This is a genomic window from Paenibacillus sp. F411, from assembly GCF_017582705.1.
Classification (GTDB): domain Bacteria; phylum Bacillota; class Bacilli; order Paenibacillales; family Paenibacillaceae; genus Paenibacillus_AQ; species Paenibacillus_AQ algicola.
In genome coordinates, this window is the sequence record NZ_JAGFIP010000014.1 from 125,905 (window position 1) to 141,304 (window position 15,400).

The 15,400-nt window shown below is 40.9% G+C and carries 13 protein-coding genes and 2 pseudogenes; 10 read left to right on the forward strand and 5 right to left on the reverse strand.

The window, feature by feature from the left end; genetic code table 11:
- The first annotated feature begins 473 nt into the window (after nt 1-473).
- From JJQ72_RS14870 to JJQ72_RS14880, 3 genes are read left to right on the forward strand one after another with little or no spacing between them, the layout of a single operon-like run.
- Nucleotides 474-1,361, forward strand: coding sequence for a DUF5666 domain-containing protein (locus JJQ72_RS14870; RefSeq protein ID WP_208204156.1), 888 nt, complete (start codon nt 474-476; stop codon nt 1,359-1,361).
- A 59-nt stretch (nt 1,362-1,420) separates the two neighbouring features.
- Nucleotides 1,421-1,981 (forward strand): RNA polymerase sigma factor, encoded by a 561-nt coding sequence (locus tag JJQ72_RS14875; protein WP_208204157.1) that lies wholly within the window; start codon nt 1,421-1,423, stop codon nt 1,979-1,981.
- Nucleotides 1,978-2,481 carry a hypothetical protein gene (locus tag JJQ72_RS14880; RefSeq protein ID WP_208204158.1) on the forward strand — a complete coding sequence of 168 codons (504 nt, stop codon included), beginning with the start codon at nt 1,978-1,980 and terminating at the stop codon, nt 2,479-2,481. Before JJQ72_RS14875 ends, JJQ72_RS14880 begins: the two co-directional genes overlap by 4 nt.
- A 410-nt stretch (nt 2,482-2,891) precedes the next feature.
- Here JJQ72_RS14880 and JJQ72_RS14885 read toward each other — a convergent pair whose 3' ends face one another.
- From JJQ72_RS14885 to JJQ72_RS14900, 4 genes and pseudogenes are all read right to left on the reverse strand, one after another.
- The gene (locus tag JJQ72_RS14885; RefSeq protein ID WP_208204159.1) at nt 2,892-3,560 is read right to left on the reverse strand and encodes a hypothetical protein; all 669 of its coding nucleotides are present in this window, start codon (nt 3,558-3,560) and stop codon (nt 2,892-2,894) included.
- On the reverse strand, nt 3,548-3,817 hold the full coding sequence (locus JJQ72_RS14890) for a transposase (RefSeq protein ID WP_208204160.1): 270 nt from the start codon (nt 3,815-3,817) through the stop codon (nt 3,548-3,550). The genes JJQ72_RS14885 and JJQ72_RS14890 overlap by 13 nt, the downstream gene beginning before the upstream one ends.
- Before the next feature lie 253 nt (nt 3,818-4,070).
- Nucleotides 4,071-4,442, reverse strand: coding sequence for a hypothetical protein (locus JJQ72_RS14895; protein ID WP_208204161.1), 372 nt, complete (start codon nt 4,440-4,442; stop codon nt 4,071-4,073).
- A gap of 313 nt (nt 4,443-4,755) precedes the next feature.
- Nucleotides 4,756-5,504 (reverse strand): annotated as a pseudogene (locus tag JJQ72_RS14900) (IS5 family transposase).
- A gap of 227 nt (nt 5,505-5,731) precedes the next feature.
- Here JJQ72_RS14900 and JJQ72_RS14905 point away from each other — a divergent pair.
- The 3 genes from JJQ72_RS14905 (at nt 5,732) to JJQ72_RS14915 (ending at nt 8,214) form a co-directional block, all read left to right on the forward strand.
- Nucleotides 5,732-6,829, forward strand: a complete 1,098-nt coding sequence (locus JJQ72_RS14905) for a hypothetical protein (protein WP_208204162.1) — start codon at nt 5,732-5,734, stop codon at nt 6,827-6,829.
- A 50-nt stretch (nt 6,830-6,879) separates the two neighbouring features.
- The gene (locus tag JJQ72_RS14910) at nt 6,880-7,188 is read left to right on the forward strand and encodes a hypothetical protein (RefSeq protein WP_208204163.1); all 309 of its coding nucleotides are present in this window, start codon (nt 6,880-6,882) and stop codon (nt 7,186-7,188) included.
- 177 nt (nt 7,189-7,365) lie between these two features.
- On the forward strand, nt 7,366-8,214 hold the full coding sequence (locus JJQ72_RS14915; RefSeq protein ID WP_208204164.1) for a caspase family protein: 849 nt from the start codon (nt 7,366-7,368) through the stop codon (nt 8,212-8,214).
- 588 nt (nt 8,215-8,802) lie between these two features.
- On the opposite strand, the gene JJQ72_RS14920 is transcribed toward JJQ72_RS14915, so the two are convergent.
- Nucleotides 8,803-8,943: a hypothetical protein gene (locus JJQ72_RS14920; RefSeq protein WP_208204165.1), complete on the reverse strand. Its 141-nt coding sequence runs from the start codon at nt 8,941-8,943 to the stop codon at nt 8,803-8,805.
- Between the two features lie 479 nt (nt 8,944-9,422).
- On the opposite strand from JJQ72_RS14920, the pseudogene JJQ72_RS14925 reads away from it, so the two are divergent.
- From JJQ72_RS14925 to JJQ72_RS20890, 4 genes and pseudogenes are all read left to right on the forward strand, one after another.
- Nucleotides 9,423-9,836, forward strand: a pseudogene (locus tag JJQ72_RS14925) (IS30 family transposase); the annotation flags it as partial.
- 695 nt (nt 9,837-10,531) lie between these two features.
- The gene (locus JJQ72_RS14930; RefSeq protein ID WP_208204166.1) at nt 10,532-11,434 is read left to right on the forward strand and encodes a hypothetical protein; all 903 of its coding nucleotides are present in this window, start codon (nt 10,532-10,534) and stop codon (nt 11,432-11,434) included.
- Nucleotides 11,427-14,627, forward strand: a complete 3,201-nt coding sequence (locus tag JJQ72_RS14935) for a DEAD/DEAH box helicase (protein WP_208204167.1) — start codon at nt 11,427-11,429, stop codon at nt 14,625-14,627. Before JJQ72_RS14930 ends, JJQ72_RS14935 begins: the two co-directional genes overlap by 8 nt.
- Before the next feature lie 699 nt (nt 14,628-15,326).
- Nucleotides 15,327-15,400 (forward strand): oxidoreductase (locus tag JJQ72_RS20890; protein WP_481856852.1); only part of this gene is annotated, 74 nt, incomplete at its 3' end.

Below are 15,400 nucleotides of genomic sequence, written 5' to 3' on the forward strand. Positions count from 1 at the left end.
AAATATGACGGCTTCACCCATCACAATATGGATCTCATTCTAGCAAAGAGTTCTTACTTTTTTCTTACATGGGATGTGCGCTTGGGCGCAAGCCGATGATTTCGTGGGACAAGCAACAGGGTGTTCACCAACCGCTGCTTCCAGCCTATGATGTTTATAGCAGGTTCTTATTTAGGGTGAAACCCTACTCAAATGGCTATTTAATGGGGCAAAGCAAGGATGACCTCGTCATGCTGATCTTTCTTTTATTCGATTTGCTCGCTTGCTGCTTTTGGATAGACTACCGACTGAATGGACGATATTCATACATCGTCTGATGACATTTGGGTACGAATTCATTTGAGTTACATATGGAGGTTAATCAACAGGCCTGTTATTCAAAAAAATTTTGTAACCTTTTTATTTTAATTCTTACTGTATAGGTGTAAGGCAAAGAGCCGAAATTAAAACACAAATTATTGGAGGAATTAAACATGAAAAAATTATTAGTATTAGCTTTGGTAGGAGCAATGACACTTTCTACCATGGCAGGCTGTTCTCAGCAAACAGCGGAAAGCATAGGAACAAGCGAAACAGGAACAGTTATGGGTGATATTGCTATCAACATTGAAGGTGTTGTATCAGAGATTGATGGCAACAGAATTACACTTGACAGCGGCAAAGTAGTGATTATTAATGATGATACAGCTTTTGAAACGCTAAATGTTGGTGAAACAGTTGAGATTGATGATGAAATCAAAGTTGGTAACTACATTCAAGGCTTTACATCAGGAGATGCAGAAGCAAACGAGGTAACAGCAGATGTCATCAATACGAATGAAAAAATGGAAATCTCATCAAAAATAGCAATTAATATTGAGGGTATCGTAACCGAAGTTGACGGTAATAAAATCACTCTTGATACAGGAAAAGAAGTTATCATAAATAACGATACTGAATTTGTGACAGAAAATGTTGGAAACTTCATTGAAGTGGATAGAAATATTGAAGTAGGAAACTTCATTCAAGGCTTTACATTCGGTGATGCTGAGGCAAATACAGTAACAGCAGATGCCATCAGTTCAAACGCTGTACTTGAAGCCCCCATGGGCAGTGCAATCGTAAACATCGAGGGAGTTATCACCGAAGTTTCTGAGGACGGTAAAAGTTTTCTTCTTGACACAGGGAAATGGGTGACAGTAAACAATGAAACAGAAATGGGAATTACAGGTCCTGCAGCAGCACCAAAAGACGAACAATATTTTGAAGATACATTCAGAGTTGGAAACTCTATTGCTGGCTTCACAGAAGATGAAAATGCGGCCGAACTTGTAGCTTATGCTATCTATACAAACTGGAACTGGGAAGAACCAATGAAATAAAACAAGCAAAACGAGGGCAAGAAATTTGCCCTCTTGTAATAATATAAGGAGGTGAGAACGTGGAAGATAGCAGCATCATTGAATTGTTTATAAGCAGGTCAGAAGTAGCTATCGTGAGAACATCGGAACAATATGGTGCATATCTAACAAAGATTTGTATGAATATTTTGAACATAAAAGAAGATGCAGATGAATGTGTAAATGACACATATCTTACCGCTTGGAAACAAATCCCTCCTGATAGACCACAGAAATTCTTGCCCTATCTTGGGAAGATCGCAAAAAACCTATCATTAAACAGATATGATTATTTAAAAGCAAATAAACGCAACACACACTTTGACGTACTTTTATCAGAACTTGAGGAATGCTTATCCTCTACGAATAATACGGAGAATAGTATTATGCAAAAAGAATTATCCGCAAGCATCAGCAGTTTTTTACGAAGTATAGATGAAAAATCAAGAAACATATTTATCCGCAGATACTGGTATTCGGACAGCATAGCTGATGTAGCGAAGATGTTTGGAATAAGTCAAAGCAATGCAAAAGTTGCCTTGTACAGAATACGCAACAATTTGAAGAAATATCTTGAAAAGGAGGAGGGGTACAGTGTATGAAATCAAAAGAATTTTACTCTGCTATAAATGATATTGATGATGACTTAATTGAAAAGGCAATGGTTATTTCTACGCCAAAAAACAAGGTTATCCCTTTTGCAAAAATACTATCTCTTGCAGCTTGTTTTTGCTTTATTGTAGTTGGAGCATATTTCTATAACAATCAATCTACACACTTGCCATTTGATTTAACCGATAGAATAGTTGTTGAACAAGATGCTATTGTCGCAGATGTAATTGTAAACATTGAGGGAATTATTACCGATGTATCAGATGATGGAATGAGTTTTAGAATTGATCATGAAAAGTGGGTAACAGTCACAAACGATACGGAGATAGGAACTATAGCTACAAGCGAAGACAATAAGGCAAAAATGCTTTTCGAGCCCACATTTAGAGTCGGCAACTTAGTTACAGGATTTACCGAGGATGAACATGCAGATGAAATTATAGCTTATGCTATCTATACTAACTGGAACTGGAATGACCCTATAAGATAAATTCATGTTTAAGGGCCGCAGCTTTATACTGAACGGGCGTCATGTAACCTAGTGAACCATGAACCCAGTGTTTGTGAAACCAGCTCACATAATCAATATAATGTTACACATTGCTGATACCGAGTATTTATCACTATTTTGTGTAATGATGTTTACTTTCGTCTCATGAATAATGAAACCTCATTTTATCGATATAAGTCTTCCAAATCATAAAAGTAAGCCTTCTATGACAATTGAAACCTTGCAGGGTCTTTTGGCTCTGGGCCATTGCTCCTGACGGACTTGGTCAGCTTGCTCAAGCGGGTATTTAGGGAGTAGCTTTAAATACAGGGATGATCGTCATCGGCAAAAAATCACTCTAAAACGCTAAAACCGCGTATCCTGGCATTAGGCCCGGGTACGCGGTTTAGTTATATGCTGGTGAATAAGCGTGGAGGATGCTGTCGCATGGATGAGGGCGTCCGGAACGCAGCGTGACGAGGGTCCTTTAAAAAGTAATTGTAAAGTTTGATACCCTCAAACTCGACTTTAAAGCCATCAATTATTTTATCTTGATCTGTTTTGTTTATTCCAAAAGAAAAATCAGATGAAGGTCCTATACCAATTTGTGTTGTTTGAATTATTTTGTTGTCAAGAGTTAGTACTCTAAGTTCTTCTCTTGGGGTGGAGAACACTCCGCTATCTTGTATAGTGCCTGGATAAATAAAACTGCCCTTCTTTTTAGGCAATTTTAGTTTCGTATGAAAACTAAAATAGATGTCGTTTTCTCTATATTTTACACTCACCAAAAATATTTGATGCTGGTTAATTTCAAATACTTTATGTTTATCGTTTGTATGTTTGGATATCCATTCAGGTTCAAGTGAAAAACTTATCGGACTATGATCTTTAACTTGAGTTATGTTATAATCCTTGTTTGATACAATTGAATCCAGAGTGACATTATCGGTGCTTGTTTTTACATATATATACACTAAAAAAACTGTGATTCCTATCATAAGAGTTAGCAATATTCCATATCTTATTAATTTCATAAATCCACCAACCTTCCTTTTTACAATATTGCTTAAATGTAACAAAGGCTATTCCACCGATCTGCGATGACTTGCTTACCGCTTAACTCCAGATTCCGCAGCATCTCATACCGGATCACATTCTCGTGGGTGTTCCCAGGAGAAAGAACGATGCCCATAGGGCCACCTAACACATCAACGACCGTATGGATTTTTGTTGTTATGCCTCCTCGGAATCGTCCAATTGCTTGCTTGCCTGGCCCCCTTTTGCACCAGCTGTCATCGTCAATTAACGTTTGTCTGATCTCTACACCGCCCCTCACCAATTACGCCACCGATTCCACATAGGATGAGTGCTGACGATAGATCAATCAATTTTACATTAATACTTATGAAACACTATATGATCAATAAGCCTTCCATCATCCTTTAATAAAGCAGGGGAATTTCCGGCTTGGTCGCGGATGTTTTTCTTTATAAATTCTTTGACTGTCTCTTCATTAAACAACCCCTCCGGGTATGTATTTCATGACACTCTCATATTCGAAGTATATTTAGAATTATCAATTTACTTGTTCAACTATCATTCGACGTTAATTCAACTCTTTCAGAAATATTTTTACTTATTTCTTCAGGATTTTTAATGCCAATGATCAACTTTGATATTTTGAACTTACCGACTTTAAAGCTATTTAAATCCAAATGAAGAGTTTCAAGCTCATTCTCAAAAAAGTGCAGTTGATAACCACCTTTTGATCTAAATAACCCATTTCTCTTTTCTCCTAATAAAGCACCATATAGTTTAAAAGCATTGGGTATCGGTCTGCCTGTTGCTATTCCCTTGATTGAAGAGTATGGAATTTGCAACCCTTTATCTAATTTTAAAAAGGGTGAGCTTCCAAGGTCGATATCTACGTAGGTTTCCATTAGTTGTATTTTACGTTTCATATTTTGAATCCCCCATTCCATTTATTTCACAACTAATAATTACATATAATACCACAAAACCTTTTTTTTAATAGAAAAATCTAAGCTCTGCCCATTAACTTAATGCACGCCGCCAGTCCACAACTTTAATTTTCAGTCTAATTGATGCATTCGAAAAGAAAGGCTAGGAGCTTTTCCGTTATTTGTTATTTAATTATTATGTTGTATTTTTTTGAAAATTGTCCACTTATATCAATTTTTATACACAGTATATATGTGTGACAAATATCATTGATAAAACTCTAGGGCGTGTCTTCAAACCTAGGCAAGCCAACTAAGCTAGATGCCAAGGATAAAAGGCCGCAAAGGTACAGGCCAGCTTCTCATAGCGAGTAGCCAAACGTCGATATTTCTTCAGTTTATTGAAAAAGCATTCGACTAAGTGGCGTTCTTTCTACAACTACCAGTCACATTTTCGTTGCTCTACACGGTTCTTCTTAGGTGGAATAACCGATGTAGCTTGCTGTTCCTTCAGTAGATCGAGAATTTGATTAGTGTCATAACCTCGATCTGCGATGACTTGCTTATTGGTTAAATCCAGATTCTGAAGCATCTCATATCCAATCACACCATCATGTGTGTTGCCAGGAGAAAGAACGATGCTCAGCGGGCATCCTAACGCATCAACGGCCGCATGAACTTTCGTAGTTATGCCTCCTCGGGATCTTCCGATTGCTTGCTTGTCTGGCCCCCTTTTGCGCCAGCACCATGCTGATGTACACGGACGATCGAGGCATCAATCATTAAGCTTTCCAAATTGGGTTCCGATGCGAGGCACTCTAAAACTTGATGTAATACACCTGCTTTCTCCCAGCGTCGAAATCGAGTGTAGACCGACTTCCATGGTCCGTAATATTTCGGTAAATCGCGCCATGGCGCTCCGCTTCGAGCAATCCACAGCATCGCATTGATCATAGTTCGGTTGTCTTTGGCAGGCCGGCCGCCCTGAGCTTTCCGCTCCGCAGGCAGCAAGTCTTTCATCTTGTCCCACTGGTCGTCACGTAACTCGTATCGTTGTCTCATACCTTTATTTTACCAGATTAAGTCAACCCGAGTGGTTTGAAGACAGGCCCTAGTAAGCAGTACTGAAAACTAAAATGAGAGTTCTTTACTCAATATTTTAACCAGCAATGCCGATATACCATAGGAAGAACAAATTTGGGTAAACCAGGTAAATATTGACTAAGGTATAGATTCTTAATTCCTAACAGTAACAGTGTGTACTTGATTAAATCGGAGGGAATGAGTTTATGGACAGTTGTAACAAATACGGCTTAATGGCGGAAGTTTATGCGCAAATCATTGAAAAGATAATTCACAACTCCAACGTGAAACACTATATTTTGAGAGGATTCTGTGAAATTTATGAAACTGAGTTACTATATGAGATAGATCCATTTTGTCTTAATTGCGATGCTTGCATAACGTTTTTAGAAAATCAAAGGATTGTATATGGATATTTGCTTCATGGAAATGACCAAATGTGGGTAAAAAAACAAGAACAGCATTTAAGGAAAGTACGCGGACAAGCTCGGATTCTGAGTCATTTATCTTCTATTCAGATTAACGAGGCAGACTTTAATCGGATATCTTATACTCCAAACCATAAGTTACTTGTATATTTGGACCATAATGTGTTTGATAAATACCACAAAATTGAGGATGTAAGAAACTTTATAGAAGCCAGTTACACAGATATCAACTATGTCTACAGCCCTTCTCATCTGGAAGAAATCAAGCGGATGAACGATCCGAAAGAAGAACAACAAGTGATTGAGACGATACGGAAGGTTACCTCTTCTCTCATCATTTCCAACTTTAAAAACAACGAGTTAAGCCTGGCGCATGAGGACCCATATTTCGGATTGGTCAGAGTGATGAAAAATTGGGGGATAGCACAGGACTTTGAAGCCTACCGTGTTATCACCACCGATGACCGCAGAATATTTTATCCTGAATATACTGATCAGAACTATTTGCGCCAATTATCTTTAGAACAGGTATCCGACCATCCGAAGGTTATGGCCGTTTGTAATCAGTTCGAAAAGCACGAACTCTTGGATGAGAGGGGGCGGTTAAAAGAATACACATATGTTCATCAAGCAATATACGCTTTGGTCAAGGCATTGGATGACATCGGTTATAAGACCGACAAAAAACGGGCTATATTAAGTAGTGCTCATGACATCGAGCATATGATTTATGCGGCGGGCACGGACATTTTTGTTACCATGGACAGCAATTTTAAATATCGATCTCAGTTTATATACAATAAACTTGGCATCACTACAAAAGTCATGAACTGGATACAGTATTCAGAATATGTAGATACTTTGGGACAGAATTAAACGGCTACAATCATAGCTATTGTTTAGATAAAAGAAAGGAAGAGGTATTTATGAATCTAGAAAAGCTTACTATTCAACAATTCGCAACTAATTGTTTCGATGGAGTGTTGATAAGAGGTTCTGATAGATATAGTAACGAAGGAAGCTTACTAACTTTTTGTATTAAAGATAAGGAACTATACATAGTTACTCCATCTGTAGTTAAGGTAAAACATATCTATTTAAGTAGCCAAGACAAGAACAACGCTATTCTCACTTATGAAGAAACAGATTGCTTTAATACTATAACTATTCAGAACATTGAAATATTTGGATCCCTTAGAGATGGGTACGCTGTTGCCGATTCTTTAACTACTTAACTGGGCATTTTGCATAATTCTAACTTTGACGTAAAGACAGTAAGATTCACTTGGATCAAAGCGGATCTGGTGGCTTCATTCTAAAAATGGACAGACCTTTTTCGACTGCAATTTTATCGGAGCACTCCAAAATGACTTATGTTTCCATGCCATTTCAGGTAATATGGAGTTATTAACTTGGAAATTAAAGTCAATATGGAATGCATAACTCCTGAACAGACATACGCAGTAATAGTTGCAGTAGAACAGTACCAATTTCAAATTTCGCCTGTTGATTACGCAGAAAACGACGCAAGAGCATTCTTTGATTGGCTTACACAGGATATGTGTGTACCAGTTGACAACGTCAACATTTGGCTCAATCAGCAGGCAACCGCGACTGCTCTGCGGGAGGAGATACGTTATGAGATCCGAAATCTTCCTGAAGGGAGCCGATTCATATTCTATTACGCTGGGCATGCATTTTTCGCTAATAGTCTAAACCGCATTACTACTTGGGATACTCATCCGACGAACCTTCATGACACAACTGTTTCCATGAAAGATGTTTTATTTGAACCTCTTCAGCAGTCCCAGTGCAATCAAAGCCTTATTTTTATTGATGCCTGCGCAACCTATATACAGCAACAAATTCAGTCGCGAGATTTACTTTCCGATTTAAGCAACAGAGAATTCATCGAGTTCGTTCAAAATAGTCATTATCAAACGATGTTTAATTCTTGCTCCCCCGGCCAAAAATCATATCCAAGTAACTTACTACAACATGGTATTTGGACGTATCACTTATTGAGAGCGCTCAAAGCTGAAGCCATAGAGGCTGTATTTCGGGACCAGTACATCACGGACTTCTCTCTCCAGAATTACTTGCATCAGGTCGTGCCTGAATATATTAGGAGTAATACCGAGCATCGTAGACAGACACCATGGGCGCAAATTTCAGGTACAAATTCATTCGTTATACGAGAGCTAGGAATAGATGAGCAAAATGCGTTAGCGTTACCATTAATGGGAATTGAACTTGCGTAAGAGGAAATGTTGTTTCGAAATCGTGAAAAACGCTATATCCGCAATCTTACAGGCTTTCGAAGAGGCGTGCATAAGGAACCTGAAACCCTTTCCGCCAGTGCCCGTTTACAACTCGATTCCCGGGAGGCTGTCATCCTATCTCGTCCTTACAGGAGCAAGAGCGCAAAAAGACAAATCTGCCCCCTATCAATAATTATCCGAGCAATCTCTGTCCTTTTTATAAAGGAAAACAGGTCTCCAGATTTAAGGTATTCTAATGCCCTCACTATTTCACAACTCCCATAACCCGCTTCAGGCTGTGATTTTGGAATAATAACCTTCGGATATTAGACAGCGAGTCACCCATCGAGCAGTTACTATACTTGCTGGACCCCCAATATTTATTTTCTGAAGGGGGGCGAAGCCACCAGGTCGGTTCTGGGCAACAACCCAGCAAGAGGGCAATGGATAGCCGTGGGGACGATACCGCAAAGCTTCAATCGAAAACGGATAGTGGACAGGTGCAGCAGACACATTACCGACCGGAAGAGATCAACTCTGTGCTGTCAAAGTGGATCGGAGAGGACTTCGCCTGTAATGAAGGATCCCTCACTTATTTTTATCTATAGGTCCCTTTACAAACGATGGTTTACGACGGTCAACTTTACCACTCACAATTTTTATATATTCCTCCAATGTACCTTCATCAGAAGGGAAAATATAGATAATATCTTGTTCCTTTTCAGTCATTACATAATCCCCCCCCTAATCTATAATTATCTTAAAATGATCCCATCTGTTGTTTCATTGACCTAATTCATGATGCACGGTATTAATAGCGTCCTTAACCATTGTGCCCCCCTTCTTCTCTTTCAATCTCTTAACCGGTTACCGCGTCATGGCATTGTCCTCCTGTCAGCACAAAACGCCAGTTGGTTACCCAGGGCGTTGACCATCGTGTGGTATTTTAATTATCAATCCGCCGCGAGACCGCCCAACAGCTTGCTTAAGGTCCCTCTCTTGAGCCAACTCCATGCTGATGGTCCAGGACAATGGTCGCGTCAATCATAAAATTTTCAAAGTCAGGTTCAACAGAAAGATGAACTAAGACCCCATCCCAGATGCCGGCTATTGCCAGCGGTGGAACCGACTGTATACAGTGGGCCTGGAGCCGTAGTATTTTGGTTGGCACCTAATCTTGCCATCCAAGGCATGGCGTTCAGCATCTTGCGATGGTCCTTATCGAACGGAAAACGCGTCTGTATGTCGCCTTAACCTTACCCGATCGAACCGCTCACTCTATGGAAGTTGCTTTCGGAGTCGTGGCCAGCCAATATCCGCAAGGCACGATGAAAACGGCCACAACCGATCGAGGGAAGGAATTTGCTTGCTATGCGAACCTGGAAGCTGTTCATGGGCTCAAGGTTTATTTTGCAGATCCTTACTCTTCCTGGCAGCGAGGCTCTAACGAGAATGCCAACGGCCTCCTCCGTGAGTTCTTCCCGAAAGGGCACGATTTCTATTCTGTTACCGACGAAGAATTAGCTAACGCCGTCCGATTGATTAACAACCGGCCTCGCAAATGCCTAGGATGGCGCTCGGCTCACGAAGCTTTCATGGAAGAGATGTCGCGCTTAGCTTGACAATCTGTCATATATTTAAGTTAGATATCTTATCTTTTAACTCGGACGCCTGCACTGTCTTCACCTCACACCACACTGAATTACCGTGTCTATATGCACAATATCTTTAAATATCAAAAAGAAAAAAGCGATCGCCCACCGCCAACAAGGTTAGCCGCCTTACGTTGGGCACGCTTTTTTCTTACCCGAAACATCACACGATCTCCGCGGGCAGTTAAACCACAAATTCAACAATCAACGGTCTGGCACCAGTTTAATTTATGATACAATAATCACTTGTTTAACAACAACTGTCCATTACAGATGTGTTTTATAATACGTATGAGCAGTGCTTACTGCTTCGATTACGTAAACGGGGCAACGGAATTGATTAATTAATATTCTTATGGAAACTTTGTTTTAAAAACAGAGGAGCGGAATAATGCAGAGCGTGAAATAGTGGATTACGCATCTTGAGAATGGCAGAAAAAGATACTTGCTAATGTTTTTTATACTTTATAACAATTACATACATTTTTCGAACTAAACAATGGATAGAGAAATCAGAAATCATCCGATTCTCTATCCATTGTTTTACCTGCGACATTCTAAATTAGCGTATCGTCGTTTAGACAGCTTATTTACAAAAAGCAGGACTTTTCTTTTGTATTGCCGAAAGTTGTAATTTAATACCTACAGTGATACAGGGGGATCTTATGACCAATGAGTTTTTCTCAGAACGAACTGAAGCTTCCGAGGTAACGTCAAAAGGTGCTTTAGGTTTGCCTGCTATTTTTTCACAAGCAGTTGATGTTGATGATCATGTCACCGGCTATTTATGGTCGGTTGATGAGATTAATGAGTTGGCCAAGATTATTGCAGTGATCGCTCTCGGACAAGCCGAGCATGCAGCTGAAATTATTAAAGAACTTGATTCAATTGTACCGGTACGTTCGAGAGCCGAATTTTATCAAGAAGCTCGGGAACAATTGCGGATTCGTGGGACAACCACTAATCAAATAGAGGTTTCTCGATATCACCGAGACGGTTTTTTGTTCGAATGTATGTCCTGGATCGAGGCACGCCAAGCATCGACCGAGGATACATATCTGAAAGATCCCCATATCAGCTCGACGACCCAAGGTCTTGATGGTTTGATCATTCAAATGGATCCCGAAGAGAAAGTTGTCCTGCATACTACGATTTGTGAAGATAAATGCACACAAAACCCAAGAGATACGTTTAGAGACAAAGTTATGATTGCCTTTAACGAACATCATCTAAATAAGCGTGGGCGTGATTTGTTGGCAAATGCAGTTTCTCTTATAAAACAGAGCGGTTTGACAGGTACAGCCGCAATCTTTGCTGCGGAAAGAGTTCATAATAAGACACATAGAACCTACCGGGCGGCTTTGACTGTTAACTCGGACATCTGCACGGCTGAGGAGCGCCAAAAGTTGTTTAAAGGGTATGATGGGCTGACAGATATTTCGCAGGCCCAGCGAATTGGCGCAACGTTTATCGTAACAGGAAATCTGCGCGATTGGTTTCAAGAGTTGGCGGATCATGTGATCCAATCTCTCGATGAATTTGAGAAGATGGAGGTTGCCGATGTTTGACACACGAACTTCAATGTTACTTAGTTCGGCCCCGAGTCTTCCCACTTTGGATGCTCGCAATCTCCCTGCATTATTGACTGGTCATTATGCGGAACTCGTTTCTACCCGCTTAAAAAGTGCAAACGGCACAGTGGATAGAGACTCGAATGAACAATGGCCGCCGGAACGCATAGCGGATGTTTATGAAACGATTGCATCTATAGAAGAGGACTCAACACTCCGGCGAGCAGCTGCTTTTGTTGCTGGAACGGCGAGGCTCATTATTGCGAGAGGCGGGACGCATGCATCAAGTGAAGATCGGTTTTCTCCAATCGACCGAGACAGTGTGGATTCCTCTGCAGCAGCTGCTATTTTGTTTCTTGCGGCTGAACAATATGCTGATGCGTTTGAAGCAGTTAGTTTTATTCCGAAACCAAGTGGACCTTACGAGGTGAAGATTCTCGGCGAACATATAAAAGATCTCACATCCGGTAGACTGAATGAGATCCTAGAACGCTCGACAAAGTGGCGAGATATTAATCCTGAGGGAGGAACGATGCAAGATCGCGCACTTCGTTCCTTAGCTGCTGTACTTGTGGAGGGCATTGAGCTCCTTGCTGCACATATGATGTCCGTGCCCGTTCCTGATACCGTAACCGGAAAGTATTCGAACGCGCAACAGGCTTTTTCCCATGTAATTGAACTATCGCTCAAGAGAACTGATTATCATGATGTGAAATTGAGCACTGCGTATGCCGGTCCTGCCCACTTGGCTTCATTACTGCTTTCTTCAGCTAATGCGATTGAGCATGCTGCCCTAACGAAACTTCCTCCGCCTAGTGGAGCAGATAAAGAGTTTTGGGGCAGGTGGTTGCGTTTTCGGGCCAATGATATGCCCTTTCTTTGGAAAAATCATCGAGAAGCCATCGAGAAGCAATTTTATCAAACAGGACAATCCGCAGTTTTGGTTCTTCCAACAGGTGCGGGTAAAACGACCGTGAGCGTGTTGAAAATTGCTGGAACCCTCTCGCGAGGAAAAAAGGTTGTATTTCTAGCTCCAACCCACGCTCTTGTTGAGCAGCTTACCGAAGACTTGCAAGCCATTTTTCCGAAGGAGCAATTTGGGCTGGATGTATCGAACGACTTCGATTCTCTCTTTATCGAAGGCACTCAACCTCAGGATGTTGAAGTCATGACCCCGGAGCGATGCCTTGCAATGCTGTCGTTTTCTCCGAAGTCATTTGAAAGTGTCGGATTGTTAGTGTTTGATGAATGCCACATCTTGAGCCCTCAGTCGGGTAATATCAGGCGTTCGTTAGATGGGATGCTGTGTCTCTTAGCGTTCTATACTACTGTTCCTGATGCAGATCTGTTGTTTTTATCGGCTATGTTGAAAAATGGTCAACAGTTTGCGGATTGGATCGCCGATCTGACAGGTCGTCCGTGTCAAGCTGTCGACCTCCTCTGGAAGCCCAGCCGCCAGGCACGGGGTGTAGTTGTCTATCACGAAACGGAGATCAATGACGCCAAAAGGCGAGCTAGTGAGAAACAACGTGATCTTAATAGACAGAAACGTAAAGTTGCAGCTGGTTTAAGGGCACCAGCGGAGCGAGAACTGTCGGCAGTTCCTCATGTAGTTTGGGGGTTGCAACATAATTGGCTACCTACTAGCTCAGTTTTATTTACTAAAATCATGGATGAACCTCTACAGCTCGCTGGCACATTGGGGAGATATGGTGGAGTTAGGGTAAGTCCTAATGCGAATAAGATCGCAGCCCAAATTACTATACAAGCGGGTATGGCTGGTCTTAAAACGATCATCTTCGTCAACACAAAGGACGATGCCGTACGTACTTCACGGAATATTGGCAGTAATCTGGGCGGAACGATTGAACTAAATCAATCTGAAAGCGAACTATGGGAAGGTCTGAGGCTGGAGCTAGGACATACCAAGCATTCGATCTTCGGTGACTCCAGTTTTACAGCTGTGCCTCATAATGCATCAATGCTAAGAGTGGAACGGATGCTGTCCGAGAGACTTTTTCGAAGAAGCAACGGCGCCAAAGTTATTGTTGCAACACCAACCCTTGCACAGGGTCTCAATCTTCCGGCTCATCTTGCCGTACTTGCAGGCGACAAACGTATGGGAGCTGACCAAGAACGCGAAGAGTTAGAGGCTCATGAGCTTTTAAACGCAGCAGCCAGGGCTGGCCGAGCCGGTCATCTAGCAAATGGTGTTGTTATTCTAATCCCAGAGCCCATCGTGACGTTCATTCCAGGTACTCCTCCCACTGATGAATTGAATCAAAAGTTATTGTCTGTTCTGCCTGAAGACGACCGATGTGTGACCATAAGCGATCCGTTAGAGGTTGTTCTTGATCGCATTTCGGAGGGGAAACTGCAAGATCGCGAAGTCCGTTATACGGTAAACCGTATTGCCGCTATAAAAGCGGAAGCGGAAGTGGCATTGCCGGAAGATTTTTTATCACACTCCCTTGGTGCATTTCTAGCAAAAAACAGGGGAGAAGAAGAAAACTATTCGCAAAAAGTTGAAAGACTATGGGATGAAGCAAAAGCGGCCTTAGAGAGCAATCCGGATCGAGTCGAGATCAAGCTCGCCTCTCAAAGCGGCATTCCGTTAGATATTTTAGAACTACTGAGACTTAGATTGCTCGCCGATGCGGGGCATATACCAACTTCAATTAGCAGTTGGGTGGACTGGACCATCAGTTGGCTGACGGAAGATACGCAATCTCGAGTTTATTTGTTTCAAGATGTTTATAGATCCGCACTCGCCGCTACAGGAAGATCTTCTACATCGTCACTGGAAGGAAATACTTTATCCGCTCTTCTTCCTGGCATACAAGGATGGATAAGTGGCAGACCGTTAAACGAGATAGAGCGTTTGTTAGGCGGCGATCCTGAAGGAACGACCGAAACGGCGAAAATGTGCCCACGGGCTCGTGAACTGGTATCCACCTTTATTCCGAGGGGTCTCTCTTTTATTATGATGATTGTAATTCGAATGGTAGAGGAACTCGATCTTTTCGCATTGCAAGAAGATCTCGATAAAAGTTTGATGAACAGCCTCTCAATTGCGGTAAGAAAGGGTTTCGATAGCGTAGAAAAGCTGGAATTTGCAAATGCACGCAAAAACATATATGGTCGAGTACAATTGCACATCCTTTATGTACAAAATGGAGAAGACAACTAATATTCTTGAACTTTTAAAGATTATTGGATACGCTATACCTAAACACGGCAGCTATAGAACTCTGTTAAGGGGAAGCATGCAAATCGTTTACACGTAAGTTGCACATTATTTTGACCGAATAAATTTCTCAAACCATTATGTGGACCATTTTTTTATGGTTTCCGCAACAAATTGTTCAGCATTCATCAGTCTTGCACAAGTTCATGTTTAGATAATTTGAGGTATTTTTGATATGATCTATTTTTGATTTATAAGATCATATCACGACTTTCTAAAATGACAAGTTGAATAAAAAAAGGCAAAGTACCGTGGTAGTACACACAGTTCTTTGCCTTTTTTTAATTGTATTGTATAACATTTGATTAGATATCCGTAATCATTTGAGAAAACTCAGTGTCGCAAATGTCTCAGTACATTCTGTACATTAACATTATAATTATAGATTAAATTATTTTTACCCCAGATATTCTTATCAGTACTCTATGATATTCTGGAACTGTTGAAGAATCATACTTATTCTCATCCCACCAAGTACACTTTCTTTTATAAAACTGTATAAAACGATTGTTTAACTCCTTGATGTTAAATTCTCACAAAAAAAATTAATTGTCATATATCCCAAGTGTGAGTCTGTAAAATAGATTGTGTAAACTCCCAAAACTATTAAAATGAAACATAGTAGAAAGGTTGGGAGAACACATGGGACTTTGGGATAAACAACAGTTGCGCGCCTTCATTAAAGAGAATAATCTGGTGACCGCGCAGGATGCACA

What these genes read in the sequence shown, in the direction of transcription:
- JJQ72_RS14870 (WP_208204156.1), top strand. Translation starts at nt 474, where the DNA reads ATGAAAAAATTATTAGTATTAGCTTTGGTAGGAGCAATGACACTTTCT.
- JJQ72_RS14880 (WP_208204158.1), top strand. Translation starts at nt 1,978, where the DNA reads ATGAAATCAAAAGAATTTTACTCTGCTATAAATGATATTGATGATGAC.
- JJQ72_RS14895 (WP_208204161.1), bottom strand. Translation starts at nt 4,442, where the DNA reads ATGAAACGTAAAATACAACTAATGGAAACCTACGTAGATATCGACCTT.
- JJQ72_RS14905 (WP_208204162.1), top strand. Translation starts at nt 5,732, where the DNA reads ATGGACAGTTGTAACAAATACGGCTTAATGGCGGAAGTTTATGCGCAA.
- JJQ72_RS14910 (WP_208204163.1), top strand. Translation starts at nt 6,880, where the DNA reads ATGAATCTAGAAAAGCTTACTATTCAACAATTCGCAACTAATTGTTTC.
- JJQ72_RS14920 (WP_208204165.1), bottom strand. Translation starts at nt 8,943, where the DNA reads ATGACTGAAAAGGAACAAGATATTATCTATATTTTCCCTTCTGATGAA.
- JJQ72_RS14930 (WP_208204166.1), top strand. Translation starts at nt 10,532, where the DNA reads ATGACCAATGAGTTTTTCTCAGAACGAACTGAAGCTTCCGAGGTAACG.
- JJQ72_RS14935 (WP_208204167.1), top strand. Translation starts at nt 11,427, where the DNA reads ATGTTTGACACACGAACTTCAATGTTACTTAGTTCGGCCCCGAGTCTT.